This is a genomic window from Corallococcus sp. AB049A (assembly GCF_003668885.1).
Lineage (GTDB): Bacteria > Myxococcota > Myxococcia > Myxococcales > Myxococcaceae > Corallococcus > Corallococcus interemptor.
Window position 1 is genome coordinate 1 of record NZ_RAWL01000129.1, and the last position, 20,383, is coordinate 20,383.

18 protein-coding genes are annotated in these 20,383 nt (G+C 70.4%); 10 read left to right on the top strand and 8 right to left on the bottom strand.

Annotation, left to right across the window (positions count from 1 at the left end; genetic code table 11):
• Together D7X55_RS16220 and D7X55_RS16225 are read left to right on the top strand one after the other, a co-directional pair.
• A partial coding sequence (locus D7X55_RS16220) for a PEGA domain-containing protein (RefSeq protein WP_121723501.1) occupies positions 1-918 on the top strand: 918 nt, incomplete at its 5' end.
• Between the two features lie 86 nt (positions 919-1,004).
• Positions 1,005-2,762 carry an ATP-binding protein gene (locus tag D7X55_RS16225; protein ID WP_199746982.1) on the top strand — a complete coding sequence of 586 codons (1,758 nt, stop codon included), beginning with the start codon at positions 1,005-1,007 and terminating at the stop codon, positions 2,760-2,762.
• Between the two features lie 5 nt (positions 2,763-2,767).
• Here D7X55_RS16225 and D7X55_RS16230 read toward each other — a convergent pair whose 3' ends face one another.
• The 4 genes from D7X55_RS16230 to D7X55_RS16245 form a co-directional block, all read right to left on the bottom strand.
• Positions 2,768-3,562 (bottom strand): L,D-transpeptidase family protein, encoded by a 795-nt coding sequence (locus D7X55_RS16230; RefSeq protein WP_121723503.1) that lies wholly within the window; start codon positions 3,560-3,562, stop codon positions 2,768-2,770.
• A gap of 250 nt (positions 3,563-3,812) precedes the next feature.
• On the bottom strand, positions 3,813-5,738 hold the full coding sequence (locus D7X55_RS16235) for a LysM peptidoglycan-binding domain-containing protein (protein WP_121723504.1): 1,926 nt from the start codon (positions 5,736-5,738) through the stop codon (positions 3,813-3,815).
• Between the two features lie 125 nt (positions 5,739-5,863).
• Positions 5,864-7,435, bottom strand: a complete 1,572-nt coding sequence (locus tag D7X55_RS16240) for a multiheme c-type cytochrome (protein WP_121723511.1) — start codon at positions 7,433-7,435, stop codon at positions 5,864-5,866.
• A 5-nt stretch (positions 7,436-7,440) separates the two neighbouring features.
• Positions 7,441-7,827 (bottom strand): PleD family two-component system response regulator, encoded by a 387-nt coding sequence (locus D7X55_RS16245; protein ID WP_014398957.1) that lies wholly within the window; start codon positions 7,825-7,827, stop codon positions 7,441-7,443.
• 181 nt (positions 7,828-8,008) lie between these two features.
• Between D7X55_RS16245 and D7X55_RS16250 the strand changes: the two genes are divergently transcribed.
• The 8 genes from D7X55_RS16250 to D7X55_RS16285 all read left to right on the top strand — a co-directional run bounded on the left by D7X55_RS16250 (position 8,009) and on the right by D7X55_RS16285 (position 16,767).
• A complete protein-coding gene (locus D7X55_RS16250) occupies positions 8,009-9,652 on the top strand; it encodes a mechanosensitive ion channel family protein (protein ID WP_121723505.1) in 1,644 nt (547 codons plus the stop codon).
• A 123-nt stretch (positions 9,653-9,775) separates the two neighbouring features.
• Positions 9,776-10,342, top strand: coding sequence for a hypothetical protein (locus D7X55_RS16255; protein ID WP_120548948.1), 567 nt, complete (start codon positions 9,776-9,778; stop codon positions 10,340-10,342).
• A gap of 11 nt (positions 10,343-10,353) precedes the next feature.
• A complete protein-coding gene (locus tag D7X55_RS16260) occupies positions 10,354-11,169 on the top strand; it encodes a hypothetical protein (RefSeq protein ID WP_121723506.1) in 816 nt (271 codons plus the stop codon).
• A gap of 14 nt (positions 11,170-11,183) precedes the next feature.
• Entirely contained in the window at positions 11,184-11,795 is a 612-nt protein-coding gene (gene lpoB, locus D7X55_RS16265) for a penicillin-binding protein activator LpoB (RefSeq protein ID WP_120548946.1), read from the top strand.
• A 9-nt stretch (positions 11,796-11,804) separates the two neighbouring features.
• Positions 11,805-13,085 carry a COG3014 family protein gene (locus D7X55_RS16270; RefSeq protein ID WP_233609873.1) on the top strand — a complete coding sequence of 427 codons (1,281 nt, stop codon included), beginning with the start codon at positions 11,805-11,807 and terminating at the stop codon, positions 13,083-13,085.
• Positions 13,086-13,117: 32 nt separating this feature from the next.
• Complete coding sequence (locus D7X55_RS16275) at positions 13,118-13,876, top strand: ZIP family metal transporter (protein WP_120548945.1); 759 nt, start codon at positions 13,118-13,120, stop codon at positions 13,874-13,876.
• Between the two features lie 7 nt (positions 13,877-13,883).
• Positions 13,884-14,675 carry a bifunctional 2-polyprenyl-6-hydroxyphenol methylase/3-demethylubiquinol 3-O-methyltransferase UbiG gene (locus D7X55_RS16280; RefSeq protein ID WP_121723507.1) on the top strand — a complete coding sequence of 264 codons (792 nt, stop codon included), beginning with the start codon at positions 13,884-13,886 and terminating at the stop codon, positions 14,673-14,675.
• A 373-nt stretch (positions 14,676-15,048) separates the two neighbouring features.
• A complete protein-coding gene (locus D7X55_RS16285) occupies positions 15,049-16,767 on the top strand; it encodes a sigma-54 dependent transcriptional regulator (RefSeq protein ID WP_120548943.1) in 1,719 nt (572 codons plus the stop codon).
• Between the two features lie 19 nt (positions 16,768-16,786).
• Here D7X55_RS16285 and D7X55_RS16290 read toward each other — a convergent pair whose 3' ends face one another.
• The 4 genes from D7X55_RS16290 to D7X55_RS16305 are packed head-to-tail and all read right to left on the bottom strand — an operon-like array spanning position 16,787 to position 20,355.
• A complete protein-coding gene (locus tag D7X55_RS16290) occupies positions 16,787-17,284 on the bottom strand; it encodes a GDYXXLXY domain-containing protein (RefSeq protein WP_120548942.1) in 498 nt (165 codons plus the stop codon).
• Positions 17,281-18,390 (bottom strand): DUF4401 domain-containing protein, encoded by a 1,110-nt coding sequence (locus D7X55_RS16295; protein ID WP_121723508.1) that lies wholly within the window; start codon positions 18,388-18,390, stop codon positions 17,281-17,283. The genes D7X55_RS16290 and D7X55_RS16295 overlap by 4 nt, the downstream gene beginning before the upstream one ends.
• A 2-nt stretch (positions 18,391-18,392) precedes the next feature.
• Positions 18,393-19,406 carry a DUF2157 domain-containing protein gene (locus tag D7X55_RS16300; RefSeq protein WP_121723509.1) on the bottom strand — a complete coding sequence of 338 codons (1,014 nt, stop codon included), beginning with the start codon at positions 19,404-19,406 and terminating at the stop codon, positions 18,393-18,395.
• Between the two features lie 49 nt (positions 19,407-19,455).
• Positions 19,456-20,355 carry an alpha/beta fold hydrolase gene (locus D7X55_RS16305; RefSeq protein ID WP_121723510.1) on the bottom strand — a complete coding sequence of 300 codons (900 nt, stop codon included), beginning with the start codon at positions 20,353-20,355 and terminating at the stop codon, positions 19,456-19,458.
• Positions 20,356-20,383 lie beyond the last annotated feature (28 nt).

The window sequence follows — 20,383 nt, forward strand, 5'->3', positions numbered from 1 at the left end:
GTGCTCAACGGCGGGAACGCGCCGCGTCCGCCCGCCGGCCGGGGAGAAGCGTCCGCGAAGGAGGCCCGCCAGAAGAACGCGCCCGACGAGTCCGGTGCCTCCGGTGCCCGGGGCATGGGCCTCAAGGGAATCGACAAGCGGCTGCTCTATGGCGCCGTGGGCCTGGCCTCGCTGTTCATGCTGGTGGGCGTGGCCCTGGTCTTCTCTCCGAGCAAGCCCACGCAGGGCTACGTGATGGTGGAGCTCAAGACGCCGGATGCGAAGGAGCGCGCGATGGTGTCCATCAACGCGGGCCCTCCGGAGAAGTTCCCGTCCAACGGCTTCATCCTCAAGCAGCTGCCGGTGGGCAACGTCCTGGTGGTGGTGACCGCGGACGGCTACGAAGCCTTCAACAAGTCCGTGATGGTGGCCGAGGGCGCCAACGCCACGCAGGTGCCGGTGCAGCTCAAGCAGCAGTCGCGCTCGGTGCTGGTGGTCTTCAAGACGCAGCCGGATGACGCGGAGGTGAAGATCGACGGACAGGTCGCCCGCAAGCAGGGCTCCAACGCCAGCGTCAACCGGGACTTCTCCTTGAGCAACGACACCCCGCTCGTGGAGGTGTCCGCGCCGGGCTACGAGCCGCTCGTGAAGAAGTTCACGGTGAGCAAGGACAGCCTGGACGTGGCGGCGACGCTGGAGCGCGCGCCGGTGGAGGTGCGGGTCGAGTCCTCGCCCGAAGGCGCGTCCATCTTCCAGGGCAACAAGGACCTGGGCGCCGTGACCCCGACCACCATTCGGGTGCCGTGGGGGACGCGCGAGCTCACGTTGAAGGCGAAATGCCACGTGGACTCGGACGTATCCGTGGGGACGCCGTCCCCGGCGGGCTCCACGGTCAAGGTGGAAGCGACCTTGAAGAAGCAGGCCCGCTGCCGCGATTAGCGGCGGTGGGGGCCTGACACTTAAGAGGTAGTCTGGGGGTCCTCCCCCTGGATGTCCCTGGGGGGAGCGGCGCCGGAGGGATGTCCGTGACGAAGGTGCGTAAGGTGAACAAGGCGGATCCGCTGGCGGATCTGCCCCGGTGGGCGCAGCAGCTGGCGCGCAAGTACTACACGAAGACGGTCAGCACCTTCCTGCTGTACGGGGCCGTGCGCGACTTGCAGCCCCTGCAGCTGGAAGACGGCGGGCGCGGCTTCGGGACGCTCAAGACGTTCCTGTCGGAGGAGCTGTTCGGCGGGCGCGACCACGTCCTCTTCTACGACCGCTCGTCGGGCATCCGCTCCGCGACGCCGGAGACGCAGAAGGACCTGGCGCGGGCCATGACGGGCTACGACGCGATGTACGGCACGGACTACGCCAAGGCCATGCCGCGCGACCCGGGCCGGGCGCTGCAGATTCTTGAGAACTTCCTGCGCATGCGCTTGAGCGAGGGCCGCTCCATGGCGCTCATCATCGACTACGCGGAGACGTTGGTGCCCGGCGGGGAGATGAGCCACCTGTCCGCGGAGGACCGCTTCGTCGTGGCCACGCTGGACAAGTGGGCGCACGACCCGCAGTTCCTGGCGGGCGACGTGTCGGTGGTGCTGCTGGCGGAGAACCTGTCGGACGTGTCGCCGCGCATCAGCCGCAACCCGTACGTGGCGCCCATCGAGCTGCCGCTGCCCACGGAGGAGGAGCGCCTGGAGTACGTGCGCTCCAAGCTGGAGGGCAAGAAGCTCCAGTCCGTGTCGGAGGTACCGGTCGCGGGTCTGGCGAAGATGACGGCGGGCCTGTCGCGCATCAACCTGGACCGCGTGCTCACGGAGGCGCTGGAGCGGGAGGTGCGGATTACTCCGGAGCTGCTCAAGGAGAAGAAGAAGGAGCTCATCCAGGCGGAGTGCCACGGCCTCCTGGAGTTCATCGAGCCCGCGCACACACTGGACGCGGTGGCGGGGCACGCGCCGGCCAAGCAGATGCTGCGGCAGGCGGCGTCCGCGCTGAAGAAGGGCCGCATCGAGGTCATGCCCATGGGCTACCTGGTCAGCGGACCGGTGGGCACGGGCAAGACGTTCATGGTGAGCTGCTTCGCCGGGGAGATTGGCATCCCGGTGGTGAAGTTCCTGAACTTCCGCAGCCAGTGGCAGGGCGTGACGGAATCGAACCTGGAGAAGATCTTCAACCTGCTGAAGGCCCTGTGGCCGGTGGCCGTGATGGTGGACGAGGCGGACACCTTCCTGGGCAACCGCGACTCCGGCGGCGACTCCGGGACGAGCAGCCGCATCTTCGGCTCCATCGCGTCCTTCATGGGCAACACGCAGTACCGCGGGAAGATCGTCTGGTTCCTGCTGACGGCGCGGCCGGACCTGCTGCCCATCGACTTGAAGCGCCAGGGCCGCGCGGAGGAGCACCTCGCGCTCTTCTATCCGCAGACGGACGAGGAGCGGAACGAGCTGTTCCAGGCGATGAGCAAGAAGACCGGCGTGTCGGTGGAGGGCGTGGACTCCTTCGCCGCGCTCATCCCCGGCGGCGTGCGCGCCTTCAGCGGCGCGGACATCGAGGCGGTGATGGTGCGCTCGAAGTTCCGCGCCCTGGCGGAGGGACGCGATCAGGTGACGAAGGACGACCTGGCCGCTGTGCTGGCGGACTTCGTGCCGCCCAGCTACCCGCTGGAGATTGAGATGCAGAACCTGGTGGCGGTGCAGGAGTGCACCAGCCGGGCGCTGCTGCCGGAGAACTTCCGCAAGCTGGACCGCGACTACATCAGCAAGCGCGTGCGGGAGCTGAAGATGCTCCTCGAAGAACAGTAGGGCCATCAGCCAACGGTGATGGGGACGCCCAGGTGCGGATCCTGGAGCGTCTCCACCACCGCGATGCGGTCGCCCACGGCGAGCGCGTCATGCAGCACGAGGATGTCCTCGTTCGCGTGGCGGATGCACCCGTGGGACACGTCGCCCCCGAGCAGGGCGGGGGCGCTGGTGCCATGCAGCTCCTCCCCGCTGCGCCGTCCATCCGCCCAGGACAGGTCCAGCAGCCGCGCGCCAAACACGTGCCGGTCGTTCCACAGCCGCGCGCCCGCGTCCTCGGTGGCCACCTGGTCCAGCTTCGCCCGGACGACCTTGAGGCCCGGGTGCGTGGGCGTGGCGGCGGTGCCCACCGCGTTGGGGAAGATGTCCACCAGCTGTCCCTGCGGGTCGAAGAGGAACGTGCGGTGCTCGCGCAGGGCGATGACCACGCGCACGGGCTGGCCTGAGTAGAAAGGGGAGGGCAGGGCGCGCGACTGTCCCCGTGAGCCCGGAGCCGGGGCGAGCGCCTCCAGGGCCTTCAGCGTGGCGGCGTCGAGCACGCCGCTGGAGCGCAGGCCCGCATGCACCTGGAAGTTGCGCAGCGCGCGGGCCGTATCCGGTCCGTACCGTCCGTCCGCGCCACCGTACAGCGCGAACCCCATGTCCAGGAGCGCGCCCTGCACCGCGCGAAGCCCGTCCCCCTTGGAGCCCGTGCCCAGCACCGTCGCGCCGGACGCCACGTCCGCGAGCTGAGGCGAACTGGCGAAGCGGGGATGCTCCAGGGCGCTTGCCGCTGGACTCGCGAAGTCGGCCGGGGGCTCCATGACGCCCAGGCCTCCAGCCCGCGCCCGAGGTACTGGAACGGGCCCGCTGAAGCGCGTCAGCGAGCTGCCCTCGGACACCGTCCTGTCCCCCGGACGTTCGGCTCCACGGGGCAGGACGGACAGGACGGGCGCGTCGGGCGTTTCAGCGGGGAGACGCGGTGACTCTCGAAGCAGTGCGGAGGCGAGCATGGCGCCGGGGACTGCAAGGTCCCGGCCGTCGCGCCATGCCCCGCCATGCCCTGGTGCCCCGCTACGGCGCGCTCAGCGACAGCAGCTTGCCGGTGGGGACCGTGCGGTGGTCCTTGATGTGGTTCCACTTCATGATGTCCTCGACGGACACGTTGTAGCGCTGCGACACCGACCAGAGCGTCTCGCCCTCGGCCAGCGTGTGCACCCTGGCGCCCTTGGGGCCCACGGGCGCCTGGCTCGCCACGGCGTTGGCCACCACGATGGTGCCGCCGCGCTCCTCCACCTTCGCCGGCGCCGCGCCCTTGGCGTCCGGCGGCCACACGGCCAGCAGCGTGCCCAGGGACAGCGTGCGGTTGCGCTTGGGCAGGTTGTTCCACTTCTTCAGGTCGTCCACCGACACCTGGAAGCGGTTGGCGATGAGCCACAGGCTGTCGCCCTCCTGCACGCCGTAGGTGATGCGCGTCTTGCCATCCACCTTCTCCGTCTTCACCGGGCCCGCCGCCACGGGGCCCCGGGGCGTGCCCGCGGGAACCTCGTCCTCCGGCCGCGTCGCCACCACGCCGCTGCGCCGCGCCTGCGCCACCTTCGACGCCAGCGCCCCGCTGACGCCCGCGTCACCGCTGCCACCCCGGCCGCTCGCCGGCACCGGAATCACCAACTCCGCGCGCACCTTCAGCACCCGCGCGCTCTTCAGCCGGTTCATCTGGAGGATGGCCTCCGGCGCCGTGCCGTACTTCTGGGCAATCTGCGACAGCGTGTCGCCCTTCTTCACGGTGTGCACCCGGAACGTCAGCCGGTCCGCGGGCGACAGCTTCGCCAGGTTCTCCGCGAAGCGCGTCGTGGTGCCGCGCGGCAGCTTCAGCACGTACGGCTTCGAGGCCGTCGCCGGAGGCGTGCACCAGCGGCGCAGCTCCGGGTTCAGCTCCTGCACGTCCGCCACGCTCACCCCGGCCGCGCGCGCCACCACGTCCAGGTCCGTGGCGTCCGTGAGCTTAACCTCGTCGTATTCCAGCGTGGACTCGTACTGGAACTCCTCCTCGGAGAAGCCGAACGCGGTGGGGTTCTTCGCCACCAGCGCCGCGGCGATGAGCTTGGGCACGTAGTGCTTCGTCTCCTTCGCCAGCCCGGGCTCCTCCGCCAGCACCCAGAAGTCGTTCGTCCCGTAGCGCGTCACCATCTTGCGCACCCGGTACGAGCCCGTGTTGTAGCCCGCCCACGCCAGGTACCAGTGGCCCAGCTCCCCGTAGAGGTCCTTCAGGTACGCCGCCGCCGCGTGCGTGGCCTTGATGGGGTCGCGCCGCTCGTCCACCCAGAAGTCCTGCTTGAGGCCGTACTGCTTGCCCGTGCTGGAGATGAACTGCCACGGCCCGGCCGCGTGCGCCCACGAGTACGCGTTCGCGGAGAAGCCGCTCTCAATCATCGCCAGGTACACCGTGTCCCGGGGCAGGCCCTTGGACTCCAGGATGGGCTGCATCACCGGCAGGTAGCGCGTGGAGCGCGCCATCCACTTGCGGAACCACTTGCGGCCGGGGCCCTGGAAGAACTGGATGTACTCGGCCACCCGGGGCTGCATGTCCACCGGGATGTCGTAGCGGTCCTTCACCTGCGAAATGTCGAAGCTCGCCAGGTCCGTGATGCGCGCCAGCGGCGGCGCCGTGTCGTCCTCGCGGAAGGTGGGCTCCTCCAGCGCGTCCAACATTCGGAGCCGCAACGGGTTGGTGAGTCCCAGCCGCCGCAAGGACTGCATCATCTCCGCGTTCGGCTTCGCCTCCGGGTCCAGCGTCGCGCCCTCCAGCGCGCGCAGCTCCTCCAGCTCGGCGGACTCGTTCTCCACCTCCTCCGTCTCCTCGCCCTCGTCCATGGGAGAGGGAGGCGCAGCGTCCTTGGAAGGCACCGCATGCACGCCGGGCGGCGGCACCGGTGACGGCGCCACGCCCTGCGAGGAGGGAACCGAGGCCAGGGCTAGCAGGAGCAGAGAGAGCGGCATGGGAACGCCAGGCGAGGTCGCCCAGAAGCAGGCGAAGGCCGCAGTATTCGCCAGCTTTCTTGACAGTCAAACAACAAGTCGCCCGGTATGCCCTCGGGAAGGACCCACCGTAGGAGCGAGCGACCTTATTTCGCCGGGGGCTCTCCTGCCTGCCCGCTCTTCCCCGTTCCGCCATGACCGGGTCCGAGGATGCGCGGCAGGTACGTGGCGAAGTCGAAGTGCGGAGAGTTCTCCGTGTTGTGGCAGGTGACGCAGACGGCCTGTCCCGGCTTGCCCACGATGGTGGCGGGGCTCGGCGCGTCCACGTGCTTGGAGCCCGGGCCGTGGCAGCTCTCGCAGCCCACGTCCTCGCGGCCCGCCACCTTGTCCAGCCGGCACACGCCGCCGGGCTTCTGCCAGCCGGTGACGTGGCAGCCCACGCAGTTGAGGTGGTGCTGCTTGCCCACCTCCTCCAGCGTCTCCCACGCGTGGTGGTGCTTCGTGCCTTCCCACACGGCGGTCGCGTCCGGGTGGCAGTCCGCGCACACCGCGCTGCCAACGAAGCCCGCCTGTCCCTTCGGGGGCAGGGGACAGTCCTGGCCGTGCGCCTTCGCCCACGCGAGGTTCAGCTGGCCCACGTCCGCGTCGTACGCCTTCACCAGCGCCTGCGTGTCCGGCGCGCTGGGCAGGTTCGACTCCAGCGGCAGGAAGCGCAGCGCGAAGCCGTTGACGTCCGAGGCGGGCGCGGGCGGCGCGGTGAGCAGGCCCTGCTTGCGCGCGGAGAGCTCGTCGCGCTTGCCCTGCTTCAACGCCTTCAACTTCGGGTCGATGCCGGGCAGGGCGATCTCCTTGTCCAGGAGCGCCATGCGCTGCTCCAGCGCGGTGACTTCCCGCTCCACGTCGCCCTGCGAGCGCTGCGGCGTGAAGGGCCCCTTCGCCGGCGCGTACGTCAGGTCCACGCGCAGCAGCGAACGCCCCTTGCTCTGCACCGCCACCACCGGCACGTCCGAGCGCACCAGCCGGTTCTCCTCCGCGGAGAACTCCCCGGCGCTGTGCGTGGCCACCACCAGGTTCGCGGCCAGGCCCGGCAGCGCGGCGGCGGCCTGCGCGGCCTCCAGCGGCTGAGCCAACAGGCCCACGATGAAGTCCGCGCCCTGCTCGCGCGCCTGCTGGCTGGCCTTCACCAGCGCCTCAGCGGAAGCCGCGGCCACCACGCCCACCTTGCGCGCGCCCGCGTCCAGCACCTTCACGCCGCCCGCCGGAATCTCCGGCAGACCCAGGCCCTGGCGGAACGCGGCGCCGCGCGTGTCGTCCAGCTCGCCCGTGGCGCGCACGGCGATGCCCATGGTGCGGAACGCGTCCGCGAGCGCCTTCGCCTTGCGCTCCTCCTGGGGCACCTGATCCGCGTTGAGGTGCGTCTCACCGAAGAGGCTGTTGCCGCCGTCGATGTAGAGCACCGGCTGGCCGCCCTTGCGCGCCTCCTGCACCTGGAACGCCGCCCGGCCAATGCCGCCGCGCATGTTCTCGCTGCAGCCACAGGGGCCCAGGTAGCCCCGCGTGTCCGCGGAGATGAACAGCACGGCGCCCGGAGGCGCGGCGGGAGTGGGGGAGGAGGCCTGCTGCTGCTGCCCGGGTGTGCTCTCCGGGGCGCGCGGCTCCTGGCGTCTGCAACCGGCGAGGAGCGCGCTCACGAGCACCGCGAGGACGGCCGCGCGCATCGTCATCACCAGAGGATGCTCTGCACCAGTTCGTCGATCTTCTCGCCCATCGCCTCCAGGCCGTTCACCTTGGAGAGCGAGCCGTCCGCGCCCACCTGCTCGGCCAGCTTCGACAACTCGTCGTCCGGCAGGCTGGAGAACAACACGATGGGGATGTCCTGCGTGTTGTACTCGTTCTTCAGCGTGCGGCAGATGTCCGTGCCCTTGGCCTCCGGCATGTGGATGTCCGTGAGGATGAGGTCCGGCCGCCAGCTCTGAAGCGTTTTCTCAAACTCCATGAGCGTGGAGGTGGCCACGACCTCATAGCCCCGGGCCTCCAGGACGGCCTTCTCCATGGCGAGGGTGATCTCGCTGTCGTCAATGAGGAGGATTCTTCGCTTCTCTTCGGACACGGCGACCTTCCTTGGGGGTCGGTTCTAGCCCACCACCCAGCGGCGCACCAATGCTTTCCCGTGTCGCGCTCCAGCACGGGTTTTCTGTTTTCAACCCCGGGCGTCCCAGCGGCCGGGCGGGCCTGGAAACACCCACCGTCTTTCCCGGACAACCGGCCGCACACGGAGTATGGAGGCGCCCATGATGCGGCATGCCTCCCGGGGCCTGGTGGCCCTCCTTCTCCTGGGGTGCGTCCTCGGCGGCCTCCCAGTATTGGCCCTCAACAATGGTCTGGGGCAGGTCCCCCAGGACCTGGACCGCACGTCGCCCCGCGCCACGGCGCAGGGCTTCCTGGACGCGGTGCATCGCGGGGCCTACGCGCGCGCGGCCCACTACCTCTACCTGGACCACCTGCCGCCCGCCGAGCAGCCCGCGAAGGGCGCCCAGCTGGCCCGGAAGCTGAAGTTCGTCCTGGACCGCGAGCTGTCGGTGGACACGTCCGTGCTGCCGAAGACGCCGGAGGGCGAGTCCCCCAACTCGCGCTTCGTGTCGCTGGGGGCCATCCCGCTCAAGGGCGAAAGCGTGCCCATCCGGCTGCAGCGCATCAACGTGGACAACGTGCCCACCTGGGTGCTGGCGGAGTCCACCGTGAAGATGGTGGACCCGCTCTTCGAGGAGTACGGCCCGCTGCTGACGGAAACGCTCCCCGCCGTCTTCTTCGACCGCACGGTGCTGGGGCTGGAGCTGTGGCAGTGGCTGGGCCTGGCGGTGACGCTGCTGGGCGCGTGGATCTTCTCCTTCCTCCTGGAGAAGCTGCTCCTGGCCACCGCGCTGCGGGTGGCGCGCTGGACGCGCATCTCCTGGGATGACCAGATCGTCAACGCGGGCCGGGGTCCCCTGCGGCTGCCCTTCTTCGCGCTCCTGCTGGCGCTGGGCACGTCGTTCCTGCTGCTGCCGCCCAAGCTGAAGCTCTTGAGCGACCGGGTGAGCTACTCGCTCACCATCGTCGCGGTGGCGTGGTTCATCCTGCGCTTCCTCCGCGTGTCGGAGGCCTACGTCCAGAGCCGCGTCACCTCCGAGTCCAGCCCCCACCGCCGCGCGCGCTCGCTGCGCACGCAGCTGGCCGTGCTGCGCGCCGTCTTCGAGGTGGCCACCTACGTCATCGCCGCCGCGCTGCTGCTCATGCAGTTCGAGGTGGTGCGCAACGTGGGCGTGTCGCTGCTCGCCTCCGCCGGTATCGCCGGCCTCGCCATCGGTCTGGCCGCGCAGAAGTCGCTCTCGTCGCTGCTCGCGGGCATCCAGCTGTCCATCACCCAGCCCGTCAGCATCGGGGACAACGTGCTGGTGGAGGGTGAGTTCGGCACGGTGGAGGAGATCACCCTCACGTACGTCGTGCTGCGCATCTGGGACCAGCGGCGCATGGTCATCCCCATCAACCAGTTCCTGGACAAGCCGTTCCAGAACTGGAGCAAGGGGTCCCCGGAGATGATGGGCACCGTCATCCTCCAGGTGGACTACATGGCGGACATCGACGCCCTGCGCGCGGAGCTGGACCGCATCCTCGCCAACGAGGGCAAGGACCTGTGGGACGGCCGGGTGAAGACGCTGGTCGTCTTCGACGTGATGGACAAGACGCTCACCGTGCGCGCCCTGGTGAGCGCGGCCAACTCCAGCAAGCTGGGCGACCTGCGCTTCCTCGTGCGCGAGCGGCTGGTCGTCTTCCTGCGCTCCAAGCCCCAGTGGCTGCCCATGGTGCGCAGCGAGTCCCGCCCCGCGCAGCAGCCTCCACCCTCCCGCGACGACCAGGAGGACGCCATCCAGGGCGCCCCGGAACCCCGGTCCTGAGTGGGAAGGGGCCTGGGAAAACGGGCGCTTGCACGGACGCTCGCCACGCGATGAATATGGCGACCCACGCGACGTCCGACGCGCGTAAGAGCATTCGCACCCAAGCTTGCGGAGTCCAAACAGATGAAGCGTCCTGTCACGTTGTGCGGAGCCCTGGCGCTCCTGGCCGTCGCCGCGCCGCTGACCGCGAGCGCCCAGGAGCGCGGCCGCACCGACGGGCCCGAGGAGTCGGAGTACGGCACGGGCGGGTATTACGGCGACAGCCGCCGGGGCGTGTCGCTCCAGCTGGACTGGGGCGCGGCCATCAACTCCCAGGAGAGCCCCCGGGGCGCGCCGGAGGGCCCGCCGCTGTTCGTGGGCGCCACCGTGTCCCTCTGGGGAGATGACTGGTACCGCCTGGACGTCAGCGGCGCGTACGTCTTCGACGGCGGGCGCTTCATCGGCAACGTGGGCCCCACCTTCCGCAGCTGGGGCTGGCCGGTGGCCTTCACCCTGGGCCTCAAGGCGGGCGCCATGGTCATCCCGGAGGGCGAGGGCCTTCGCTTCGCCCTGTCGCCGCAGGTGGGCGCGGAGCTGTACCTCGACCGCCGCGACCACGTGCTCATGGGCCTGCACTACTCGCCGGACATCCCCATCGGGGGAGGAGGAGTCACGAACCGGTTGTTCATGAACGTCGGCTACCGGTTCTGACGGGAAACGCCATGATCGCTCAACTGCTCGCCGCCGCTGTCGCGTTGACCACGGCCCAGGCGCCTCGCGCCGCCTCGCCGTCCGTGGCACTGCCGTTCCCGTCCGGGGACGTGCAGACCTACAACATCATCCAGTGGGACCCGAACGCGCTGCCGCGCATCTATGAGCGGTCGGACCAGCTGCCGCTCACCGACGAGGAGCTGACCAAGCTGTCCCAGGCCGGCTTCGAGCCCGCGCAGCTGGTGAAGATGATTGAAGAGCGCCGCTGCGCCTGCGACGCGAGCGCGGACGGCCTCATCCGCCTGAAGAAGGCGGGCGTGGACAAGACGGTGCTTGCCGCGGTGTCGCGCCACGGCCTGGCGCCCAACCGCCAGCTGGACATCCTGGTGACGCTGGACTTCACCGGTGAGAGCCGCACCGCGCGCGAGGCGTTCCTCTACTTCTTCGTGGACGACGGCGACATCACCCGCGTGTTCTCCGCGAACATCCCGGAGCTGCTGCAGCGCCGCAACAGCCACGAGACCCTGGTGGACCGCAGCGACATCATGGTGGCGCGCACCGTGCGCCGCATCCAGCTGGCGGGCCATGTGCCGCTCAAGACGTACGGCGCGCACCGCGTGATGGTGGCGGCGAGCGCCAGCCCCACGCTCACGCACCCCACGCAGCTGACCCCGCAGGAGCGCGCGAAGGCGCAGACGTACACCTTCGACTATCCGCGCGCCTCGTTGCAGAGCCTCTGCCGCCTGACGGCCGGCTACCGCCGCGACGCGGTGCTTGCCTACAAGTGGAACTTCGAAGGCAGCCGCTTCGAATGCGAATGGAACTAGGAGTCGACCCGACCATGAACACCCGCCGCCTGCTGCTGTCCGCCCTCGTCGCCGTGTCGCTCGCCGGCTGTGGAGGCCCCCGCGCCTTCACGCGCGGCACCTACGAGGACCCCAACACCATCGAGATGCTGGGGGACCGCTTCAACGAGAACGACCTGCAGCTCATCGCGAAGAAGATGGCCGAGTCGCTCGCCAGCTCCCCGCGCTTCGCTCAAGCCCCACCGCAGGGCCAGGCGCTGCCCATCGTCCTCGTGGGCAAGCTGCGCAACAGCACCAGTGAGCACATCGACATGCGCTCGCTGGGGGACAAGATTCAAACGGCGCTCGCGCAGACGGGCCGCTTCGCGCTGGTGGACCAGCAGGCGCGCCAGGACATCGCGGAGGAGTACGAGTACCAGCAGTCCGGCTACGTGAACCCGAACGCCGCCAAGGCCCCGGGCCAGCAGGCGTCGGTGGACTTCCTGATGACGGGCGACCTCGCGTCCATCATCCAGGAGGTCGGCCGCGACAAGCTCGTCTATTACAAGATGACGGCGAAGCTGAACGACGTGCGCACGGGCACCATCGCCTGGACGGACGAGAAGCAGATCCGCAAGAAGTTCGAGAAGCAGGGCGTGAGCTGGTAGCCGTCCGCCGTGGCCCACCTCCCCGACATCGCATCCCAGGCCCCGCGCGCCTCCGCCTCCCCGGCGGCGCGTTGGGGCCTGTTGTTCGTCCTGGCCCTCTCTGTCCTGGGCACCGGCTGCGCCAGCGACTACGTGGCGCGCACGGCGTCCGCGCGCTCCGCGTACCAGGCCTCCGACTATCCGCGCGCCCTGCGTGAGCTGGACGGCGAGCAGAAAGAGGCCCCCGAGCGCGACCAGCTCCTCTTGCTGTTGGACAAGGGCATGGTGCTGCACGCGTCCGGGCAGTGGGAGGAGAGCACGAAGGTGCTGGCGCAGGCGGACGACCTCAGCTCCCAGCTGGACATCACCTCCGTGAGCGAGGAGGCCGGCATCCTGCTCAGCAACGAGCGCCGCCGCGCCTACCGCGGGGAGGACTTCGAGAAGCTGATGATCTCCGTCCTCCAGGCGCTCAACTACGCGGAACTGGGCCGGGACGAGGACGCGCTCGTGGAGGTCCGCCGCGTCAACGAGCGCATCGAGAAGATGATCACGGAGGAGAAGAAGCCGTACGAACAGCTCGCCATCGCGCGCTACCTGGGCGGCGTGCTGTACGAGGACCAGCGCGAGTGGGACTCGGCCTTCATCGACTACATGAAGGCGTACGAGCTGGAGCCCCGGCTGGGCGGCCTGGTGGAGCCCCTGTTGCGGCTGGCGAAGAAGACGGGCCGCGACGACGCCTACGCCACCCTGTCCCAGAAGTTCCCGGACGTGGCGCACGACCCGCTGGGCCCCACGGACGGGCAGCTGGTCGTGGTGGTGGAGGCGGGCCTGTCACCGCAGAAGGAGCGCGCGTCGCGCGACTACGGCGACTCCGGGGACCTGATTGAGGTGCCCGTGTACCGGGACCGCGGCGGTACACCGCCGGTGCGCGTGTCGGTGGAGGGCCGGGCGCAAGCAGCGGTGACGGTGACGTCGCTGTCGCGCGTGGCCCAGGTGCACCTGAACGACCGCATTGGCCGCATGCTGGCGAAGCAGCTCGCGGGCGCGGTGGCGAAGGCGGGCGTGGCCGCGGGCGTGGGCGCGCTGACGAAGAGCAAGGAACTGGGTGTGCTCACCTTCCTGCTGCTCAACGCGGGCAACCAGGCGGACCTGCGCTCCTGGCTTTCACTGCCGGCGGAGTTCCAGGTGGCGCGCTTCCGGCTTGCTCCGGGAAAGCACACGGTCCAGGTGGATGCACCGGGCCGGCCCACCACCCACCTGGTGGAGGTGAAGCCGGGGCGGGTGGAGGTGCTGGTGGTGCGAAGCTACTGACGGCGTCGTTTTGGGAGTAGGGTGCGCGCCCCATGTCGCCGGTCGTGGCCGAAGTCGTCCTGTATTCCTTCATCGTCGTGGTGAGCGCGCTGGCCGGCGCGGGCGTGGTCATCTTCAATGACCGCTCCACGCGGCTCGTGACGTTCCTCGCCTTCGCGGCGGGCGTGATGTTCGGCGCGGCCTTCTTCCACATGCTCCCGGAGGCCTACGAGGGCGGCGGCTGGTGGGCCTTCGCGCTCGTGCCCATGGGCTTTCTCTTCGTCCTGGTGCTGGAGCGCTACCTCGTGGCGCACACCTGCGAGGAGCCGCCGGACTGCGCGGAGCACGTGCACGGCCACGCGCTGGGCTTCAGCGCGTTCCTGGGCCTGTCCACGCACACGCTCTTCGACGGCATCGCGCTGGGGTCCTCCGTGAAGGAGGGCGTGGGCGCCATGGCGCTCTTGGCCATCACCGCGCACAAGGTGCCCTCGTCGCTGTCGCTCGCGTCCATCCTCCAGGCGGAGGGCAAGAAGCGCGGCACCATCCTGGCGTACACCGCGCTGTACGGCCTGATGGTGCCGGTGGGCGCGGTGCTCTACTTCGGCTTCGACGCGGTGCTGAGCTTCCAGTCGCTGGCGCCCAAGGCCCTGGCCTTCTCCGCCGGCACCTTCCTCTACATCGCCGTGTCGGACCTGCTGCCGCACGTGAACAAGCACGGCAGGGACAAGCCCGGCCGCAACCTGGTGGCATTGGCAGCCGGGTTGCTGGTGATGTTCGTGCTCGCGCGCGCGCTGGGGCACACGGACCACTGAAGACATCATGGAAAGACGCAAGGACTGGTACGAGCACCCGGAGTACTACGAGGCCATCTTCGGCACGGACACCGTGCGGGAGGCGGACTTCCTCCAGGCGCTGAGCCGGCGCTTCGGCACCGGCGGCAACCAGTGGCTGGAGCCCGCGTGCGGCGCGGGCCGGCTGGCGGCGGAGGCCGCGAGCCGGGGCCTGAAGGTCGCGGGCTATGACTTGTCGGAGGCCATGCTCGCGCACGCGCGCAAGCGCCTGTCCCCCGCCGAGCGCCGCCGCGTGAAGCTGTCCCAGGCGCGCATGGAGGACTTCTTCGACCCGGCGCTGGAGGGGCGCGTGGACCTGGCCCACACGCTGGTCTCCACCTTCCGCTACCTGGACAGCGAGAAGGCCGCGGTGGAGCACCTCACCGGCACGCGCCGCCTGCTCAAGCCGGACGGCATCTACGTGCTGGGCTTCCACCTCACGGACTACGCGCGCTCCGGTCCGGAGCACGAGCGCTGGGTGGGGCAGGTGGGGCCGGACAAGGTCGTGTGCAACACGCACGAGGGCCTGCCGGAGCAGCGCCTGCGCCGCTCGCCCATGCGCAACCGGCTGCGCGTCACCGGGCCGGACAAGGACTGGCTCATCGAAACGACCTGGTACTTCCGCACCTACGACGAGGCCCAGGCGAAGCGCCTGTTCCGCAAGTCCGGCCTGCGCGCGGTGGCCACGTTCGACTTCGACTACGACCTGGATTCGCCCGTGGGACGCGGCAGCCCGCGCCTGGACCGCGTCTTCGTGCTGAAGCCAGACGGATTGGTGTGAAATGACCCGGCCGCCTCCCTGCTGGGGAGGCGCGCGGTCCGTCAGGCTTTGGGGCTCAAGCGTCAGGGGTTTTTGCGTCCTGTCCGGACGCGGTTGCGTTCCATTGGGACGCAGTTTGACGTGGGGCTTCGCAGGAACCCGCGAAATCATTGGGCCCTGTCGCTGGCACGCCGCCCGCAATGCGTCTGGCCATACGCGCCGGCAACGGCGTGTACCGCATCCAGATGCACCCGGAGCGCGGAAGGAGGGGCCGCTCCTTCCGCGCTCTCCATCTGAATCCGCACCTCCCCGTTATCTCCGATAGAGTCGGCGTCTGTTTTCGGGACGGCTTCGCCGGTCGGCGGTGGCGTGGCTTCCGCAGGGAGGCGAGCGGATGCGAGACGAGTTGGCGCAGCTGATGGCTGCGCTCAGGGACTCCAAGGACTTCGAGACCGCGGCGGCGGCCACGTTGCGCCGGATGCTGGCCGTGGCGGAAGCCGCGGTGGCGTCCAGCCGCTACGCGGGCCGGGCCCGGGTCCTGCGCGGCATCGTCCACCTGCGTCCTGGCGAGGCGTACCGCCGGCTGGCGGCGCTGGACGTGGGCGCGCGCGAGGTGACGGACGCCGGTGTCGGCACGCCCTTCTTCACCTCCGCCACGGCGTGGCGCGCGGTGGTGGAGCACCGGTGCGCGGTGTCCATCGACGTGAACATCGGCACGGTGCAGCCGCACGCGCCGGACGCGCCGGTGACGGGCGACCCGGGCCTCGCGGGCTTCCACAGCAACGAAAGCAAGCAGCGCTTCCTGGGCCGCCACGCGACGCACGTCTGCGTGCTGCCCCTGCGCACGCCCTCGGGCATGGAGGGCATGATTTCCCTGGAGGCGGACTGCCTGGCCGCCATGGGGCAGGAGTTCGTCTGGCGCGAGGCCGGGGACCTGCTCCAGCTGCTCACGGACATCGCCGCGCCGTACCTCACCGCGCTGCCGCAGCGGCCGGTGGCCACGCCGGAGGTGGACGAGTTCCTCCCCGTGGTGGGCCGCTCCATGGCGGAGCTGCTGCCGATTCTCCGCACCTTCGCGCTCCAGGACGAGACCATCCTCGTGAGCGGCGCCACGGGCGCGGGCAAGTCTCGCCTGGCGCGCTGGTGCCATGAGCGCTCCGGCCGCCGGGGCAAGCCCTTCGAGACGCTGGACCTGGTGACGGTGCCGGAGGACCTCCAGATGGCGGAGCTCTTCGGCTGGAAGAAGGGCGCGTTCACCGGCGCCGTGCGCGACGCGCCGGGCGTGGTGGCCCGCTCGGATGGCGGCACGCTGTTCATCGACGAAATCGACAAGCTGTCGCTGAAGGCGCAGGCGGGCCTGCTGCACCTGCTGGAGTCGCGCAGCTACCGGCCGCTGGGCGAGGGCACCGGAGAGAAGCTCGCGGACGTGCGCTTCATCATCGGCACCAACGCGGACCTGCACGCGCAGGTGCGCGCCGGCCGCTTCCGCGAGGACCTGTACTACCGCGTGAACGTGCTGCCGGTGCGCATGCCGCCCCTGCAGGACCGGCAGGACGAGATTCCCCTCTGGGCGCGGTACATGGTGAACCGCCGTCACCGCGAGCGGCCGGCGGAGGGCTCCGCGCGGCTGGCCCCGGAGGCGGAGCTGCTGCTCAGCACCAGCTCCTGGCCGGGCAACCTGCGGCAGTTGGACAACATCGTGCGCCGTGCGTACTCCATGGCGATGGTGGACCACGCCGGCGGCACGGGCGACCTGGTGCTCCAGGAGAAGCACGTCTCGCAGGCGCTGGGCTACGAGCAGGCCCCCGGCGGCCGTCCGCTGCCGGAGGCGCTGCGGGCCGCGGCGCAGGCCTTCGTGGGCGAGGCGCGCAGGCGCAGCTCGCTGGACCTGGACTTCGCGGACAGCTTCCGCGGGCTGGTGCTGGGCATGGCCATCCGCCAGGTGGGCCGCGACGAGGCGTTCCGCCTGCTGGGCCGCGAGAGCCTGGTGAAGAACCGCAACCACCACAAGGCGCTCAAGCGCGAGCTGGAGAAGGTGGACGGCCTCTACAAGGCGCTGGGCGAAGGGGGCTCTCCCTTCGCCGACCTGCTGGAGAACGAGGACTCTTACTGACGCCGCGGGGGGCGCGCCCTCAGTGGATGGCGCTGCCCAGCGGCTGGTGGTTCTCGTCGCGCAGGCCCACCAGCACGCTGGTGCCGTTGTCCATCACGCGCAGCTCTCCGTAGCGCGCGTTCGCGTAGCGCTCCGCGTGGCCCTCCTGGAAGAAGAAGGCCTCCGCGCCCAGGCGCATCTGCGAGTTGCGGATGCGGAAGCGCAGGCGCACCTCGCCGGGCCCAAGCGCGGTGCCCGGCGTCTCGTAGCGCACGAACTCGCCTACGTTGTGCTCGTCCAGGCGCAGCACCACGTTGCCATCCTCCTGCGGCTGCTCGCGGCCCTCTCGCCAGCCCTGGTTGATGGCGTAGTCGAGCACCATGTAATCGCCCTGGATGAGCGAGCGCGGGTCCACCGGGGCCAGCCGCAGCAGCACCGGCTGCCCCCGCGCGAGCACGGTCTCCTTCTGCACGACGAGGAAGGCGAGCGCGACGAACACCAGCGCGAGCCCCCCGAAGATGACGGCGGTGCGTTTCATGGGGCCTCCGCGAGCACGGCGGGCTGCCGCCGCAGGAAGAACTGCCGGACACCCAGGAGCACCAGGCCGCTGCCCATGAGCGCGAGCGCCTTGGCCAGCAGCGTGATGCGCAGGTCGTAGTAGTAATACGCGCCGAACGTCAGCAGGAACGCCACCGCCAGCCCCAGCATCACGCGGCTGCGGCGGTGGAAGCCGAGCGTCAGCATCAGCACCGCCACCAGCACGCCCGGCGTGCTCAGCGTCATCAGCGTGAGCAGCACGAGCGCGCAGACGGCCGGAATCCAGATGCGCTTGTCATTCGCAAGCCCCAGCTCGCGCAGCACCCGCCACCCCGTCCACAGCGCGAGGAGCGCCAGCGCGATGGAGAGGTACGCGCTGGGGAGGAACCCGCTCTCGAAGCGGAAGAGGTAGTGGAAGCCCTCCTGTGAAGCCTCCCAGTTGCGGAACAGCAGCCACCCGGGGACGGCGCACGCGAGCGCGAAGGCGATGGGACCCACGCGGGCGCCCAGGGGGCCGCGCCGCAGCTGGGGTTCATGCAGCAGCAGGCCGGAGAGCGCCGCGGCGCACACGAGCATCCACAGGTCCACGGCCGCCCCCCCCACGACCTCGAGCACCAGCGCGCCCACGGACGCGCAGACGCCCACGGTCGCCACGAAGTAGAGGATGACGTCCGGGAACACGGCGAGCAGCACCAGGGACGCCACCACCCCCGCGAGCGAAATGGCCACGGTCCCCAGGTCCAGCTCTCCCAGCCCCACCAGGAACGCGCCCACGCCCGCCATGCACAGGGCCAGCGCGAGCTGCTCCATGAAGGGGCCCCGGGTCGTCCTGCGCAGGAACACCGCGCCCACCGCCAGCGCGAGCCCCAGGCCGAGCAGCGCCACCTCCTCCTTCCACAGGCCCACGCAGGCGAAGAAGCTCAGCAGGAGGACGGCGGACAGCCACGCGCCACCGCCGGACAGCGCCTTCACGTACCACGGCGAGGCGCCCTGCGCCTTCTGCCGGACCTCCAGGGTGGTGCGGGCGCGCGCGTCCACCTCCGCGTCCACGTGGCCCTCGGCCTTGAGTCCCGTCAGCACGTCCTGAATGGTCGGTCGCAGGGCCATGTTCAGGTCTCCTCCGAAACGCCCGTGGCCTGCGACTCGTGGCGCAGCCAGTAGACGGCGAGGCCCACCTCACCGATGAGCAGCAGGGGCAGGAAGAAGAGGGTCATCTCCTCGGCGTGAGTCACTTCGATGAAGAAGTAGCCCGCCGCCGTGGTGACGAGCGTGATGACGCTCACCGCGCCCACGGTGAGCAGGAACAGCTCTCCGTGCAGGTGCCGGTGCAGCGCGTAGATGGCCACCAGCGCGCCCAGCACCAGCAGCAGGCCCACGCCGGACTCGAGCGAGCGGCCACTCCCTTCGCCCACGATGAACAGGATGCCCAGGCCCACCAGCGGAATCAGCGTCATGAGCGACAGCACGCGGGGCATCCACCGGCCCTGGAGCCAGGACACCTTCAGGTTGGCGAAGTGCTCGTACGTCGCCCAGACGAATCCGTTGAGCAGCCCCAGCACCAGCGCCAGCCGCGCCTCGTGCGCGTCGGAGTGCCCCATGCGCTGGCCCCAGAAGAGGATGACGCCGGTGTTCACCAGCACCAGCTGGAGCATCCACAGCGGCGTGAAGCGCGCCAGCGCCACCCACGGCAGGATGAGCACGCACCACCCGATGAACAGCTCATACGGATCCGCGCCCGTCTGGTACGCCTGCCCGTACACGGCGAGCAGCGGCCCCACCAGCACCGCGGCCGCGAGCAGCGCGAACTGGCCCGCGGGCCGGTCACCCAGCCGCCACGCGCCCACCGCCGCCCCGGCCATGCCCAGGCAGATGATGCCCAGCTTGGTGAAGCGCCCCATCTCCGCCCAGTTGTAGGCGAAGAAGTACACCACGCCCGCCAGCACCAGCAGCGAGCCCAGGGCCATCAACGTCGTGGACAGGAACGCGCGCCACGCGGGCCGCGCTGGCGACGCGACCGCCAGGTGCAGCGCGCGCCCGTACGCGTCCGGGCTCAGGATTCCGGCGTCCGCCAGCGCATGCAGCCGCTCCGGCGTCGCCTCCAGGTCGAGGAAGTCTTTCGGCACGGCGGAGGACTGTACCCGGTTCGGATGACGCCGGGGACGTTGTGCCCGCTCACGTTCCGGAGCGCTCCGCGTCCAGGAAGGCCTTCAGCTCGGGGAGCACGCGCTCGGGGTGCTCCAGTTGCGGACTGTGTCCGCAGTCCACGCGCAGCACGCGGGCCTGGGGAAGCCCGCGCGCGGCCTCGTCCGACAGGGAGACGGGCAGCGTCTCGTCGCGCTCGCCCCAGACGAGCAGCACGGGGACCTTCACCTCGCCCAGCCGCTCGCGGCGGTGGAACACCGGGCCCGTCAGCGGCACCAGCGCGTTGAAGGCGTGCGCGGCTTCGGGCCTCCCTCCGGGCACGCTCAACAGCTCATAGCCCAGCTGTCCCAGCTTCTCTCCCAGCGGCGTGGGCGGCGGCGGCAGCATCCGCGCCATCGCCCAGGGGCCCAGGTTGCGCGCCAGCCGCTCCGGCCCCGCTCGGAAGAACAGGCGCGAGGCGCGCGGCATGTCCGGGCCCAGCCCCATCGCGTCCACCAGCGCCAGCCGCTCCACCGGCACCGCGCCGCGCAGCGCGAGCTCCAGCGCCACCAGCCCGCCCAGCGAGTGACCCACCACCGACACCGGCCCCGGCGCCAGCATGCCCAGGGCCTCCTCCACCGGCGCCGTGAAGAAGCGCACGGCGTCCTCGGCGGACCGCACGGGCACGTCGGCCGGGGTGGATTGACCGAAACCGGGCAGGTCCAGGGCCAGCACCCGGTGGTGCCGGGCCAGCGCCGTCAGGTACGCGAACCAGTGGGTCGCCGCGTGCCCACGCCCGTGGAGGAAGACGACCGTGGAGCGCGCCCCGTCCCCGGGGCCAGGGCCTCCTTCGAGGATCCGTACCGCGCCGCCGCCCCCGGGCAGCCAGTGCACCTGGGGCACCACGGCCGGGGCCAATTGGGCCAACAGGCCTGTCTCGACCGGGCCCACGGGGGGCGTGGCGCCCGGGGCACCGGGG

What these genes read in the sequence shown, in the direction of transcription:
- D7X55_RS16230 (WP_121723503.1), bottom strand. Translation starts at nt 3,562, where the DNA reads ATGGAGCCCCCGGCCGACTTCGCGAGTCCAGCGGCAAGCGCCCTGGAG.
- D7X55_RS16235 (WP_121723504.1), bottom strand. Translation starts at nt 5,738, where the DNA reads ATGCCGCTCTCTCTGCTCCTGCTAGCCCTGGCCTCGGTTCCCTCCTCG.
- D7X55_RS16240 (WP_121723511.1), bottom strand. Translation starts at nt 7,435, where the DNA reads ATGCGCGCGGCCGTCCTCGCGGTGCTCGTGAGCGCGCTCCTCGCCGGT.
- D7X55_RS16250 (WP_121723505.1), top strand. Translation starts at nt 8,009, where the DNA reads ATGATGCGGCATGCCTCCCGGGGCCTGGTGGCCCTCCTTCTCCTGGGG.
- D7X55_RS16255 (WP_120548948.1), top strand. Translation starts at nt 9,776, where the DNA reads ATGAAGCGTCCTGTCACGTTGTGCGGAGCCCTGGCGCTCCTGGCCGTC.
- D7X55_RS16260 (WP_121723506.1), top strand. Translation starts at nt 10,354, where the DNA reads ATGATCGCTCAACTGCTCGCCGCCGCTGTCGCGTTGACCACGGCCCAG.
- lpoB (WP_120548946.1), top strand. Translation starts at nt 11,184, where the DNA reads ATGAACACCCGCCGCCTGCTGCTGTCCGCCCTCGTCGCCGTGTCGCTC.
- D7X55_RS16275 (WP_120548945.1), top strand. Translation starts at nt 13,118, where the DNA reads ATGTCGCCGGTCGTGGCCGAAGTCGTCCTGTATTCCTTCATCGTCGTG.
- D7X55_RS16280 (WP_121723507.1), top strand. Translation starts at nt 13,884, where the DNA reads ATGGAAAGACGCAAGGACTGGTACGAGCACCCGGAGTACTACGAGGCC.
- D7X55_RS16285 (WP_120548943.1), top strand. Translation starts at nt 15,049, where the DNA reads ATGCGAGACGAGTTGGCGCAGCTGATGGCTGCGCTCAGGGACTCCAAG.
- D7X55_RS16290 (WP_120548942.1), bottom strand. Translation starts at nt 17,284, where the DNA reads ATGAAACGCACCGCCGTCATCTTCGGGGGGCTCGCGCTGGTGTTCGTC.
- D7X55_RS16295 (WP_121723508.1), bottom strand. Translation starts at nt 18,390, where the DNA reads ATGGCCCTGCGACCGACCATTCAGGACGTGCTGACGGGACTCAAGGCC.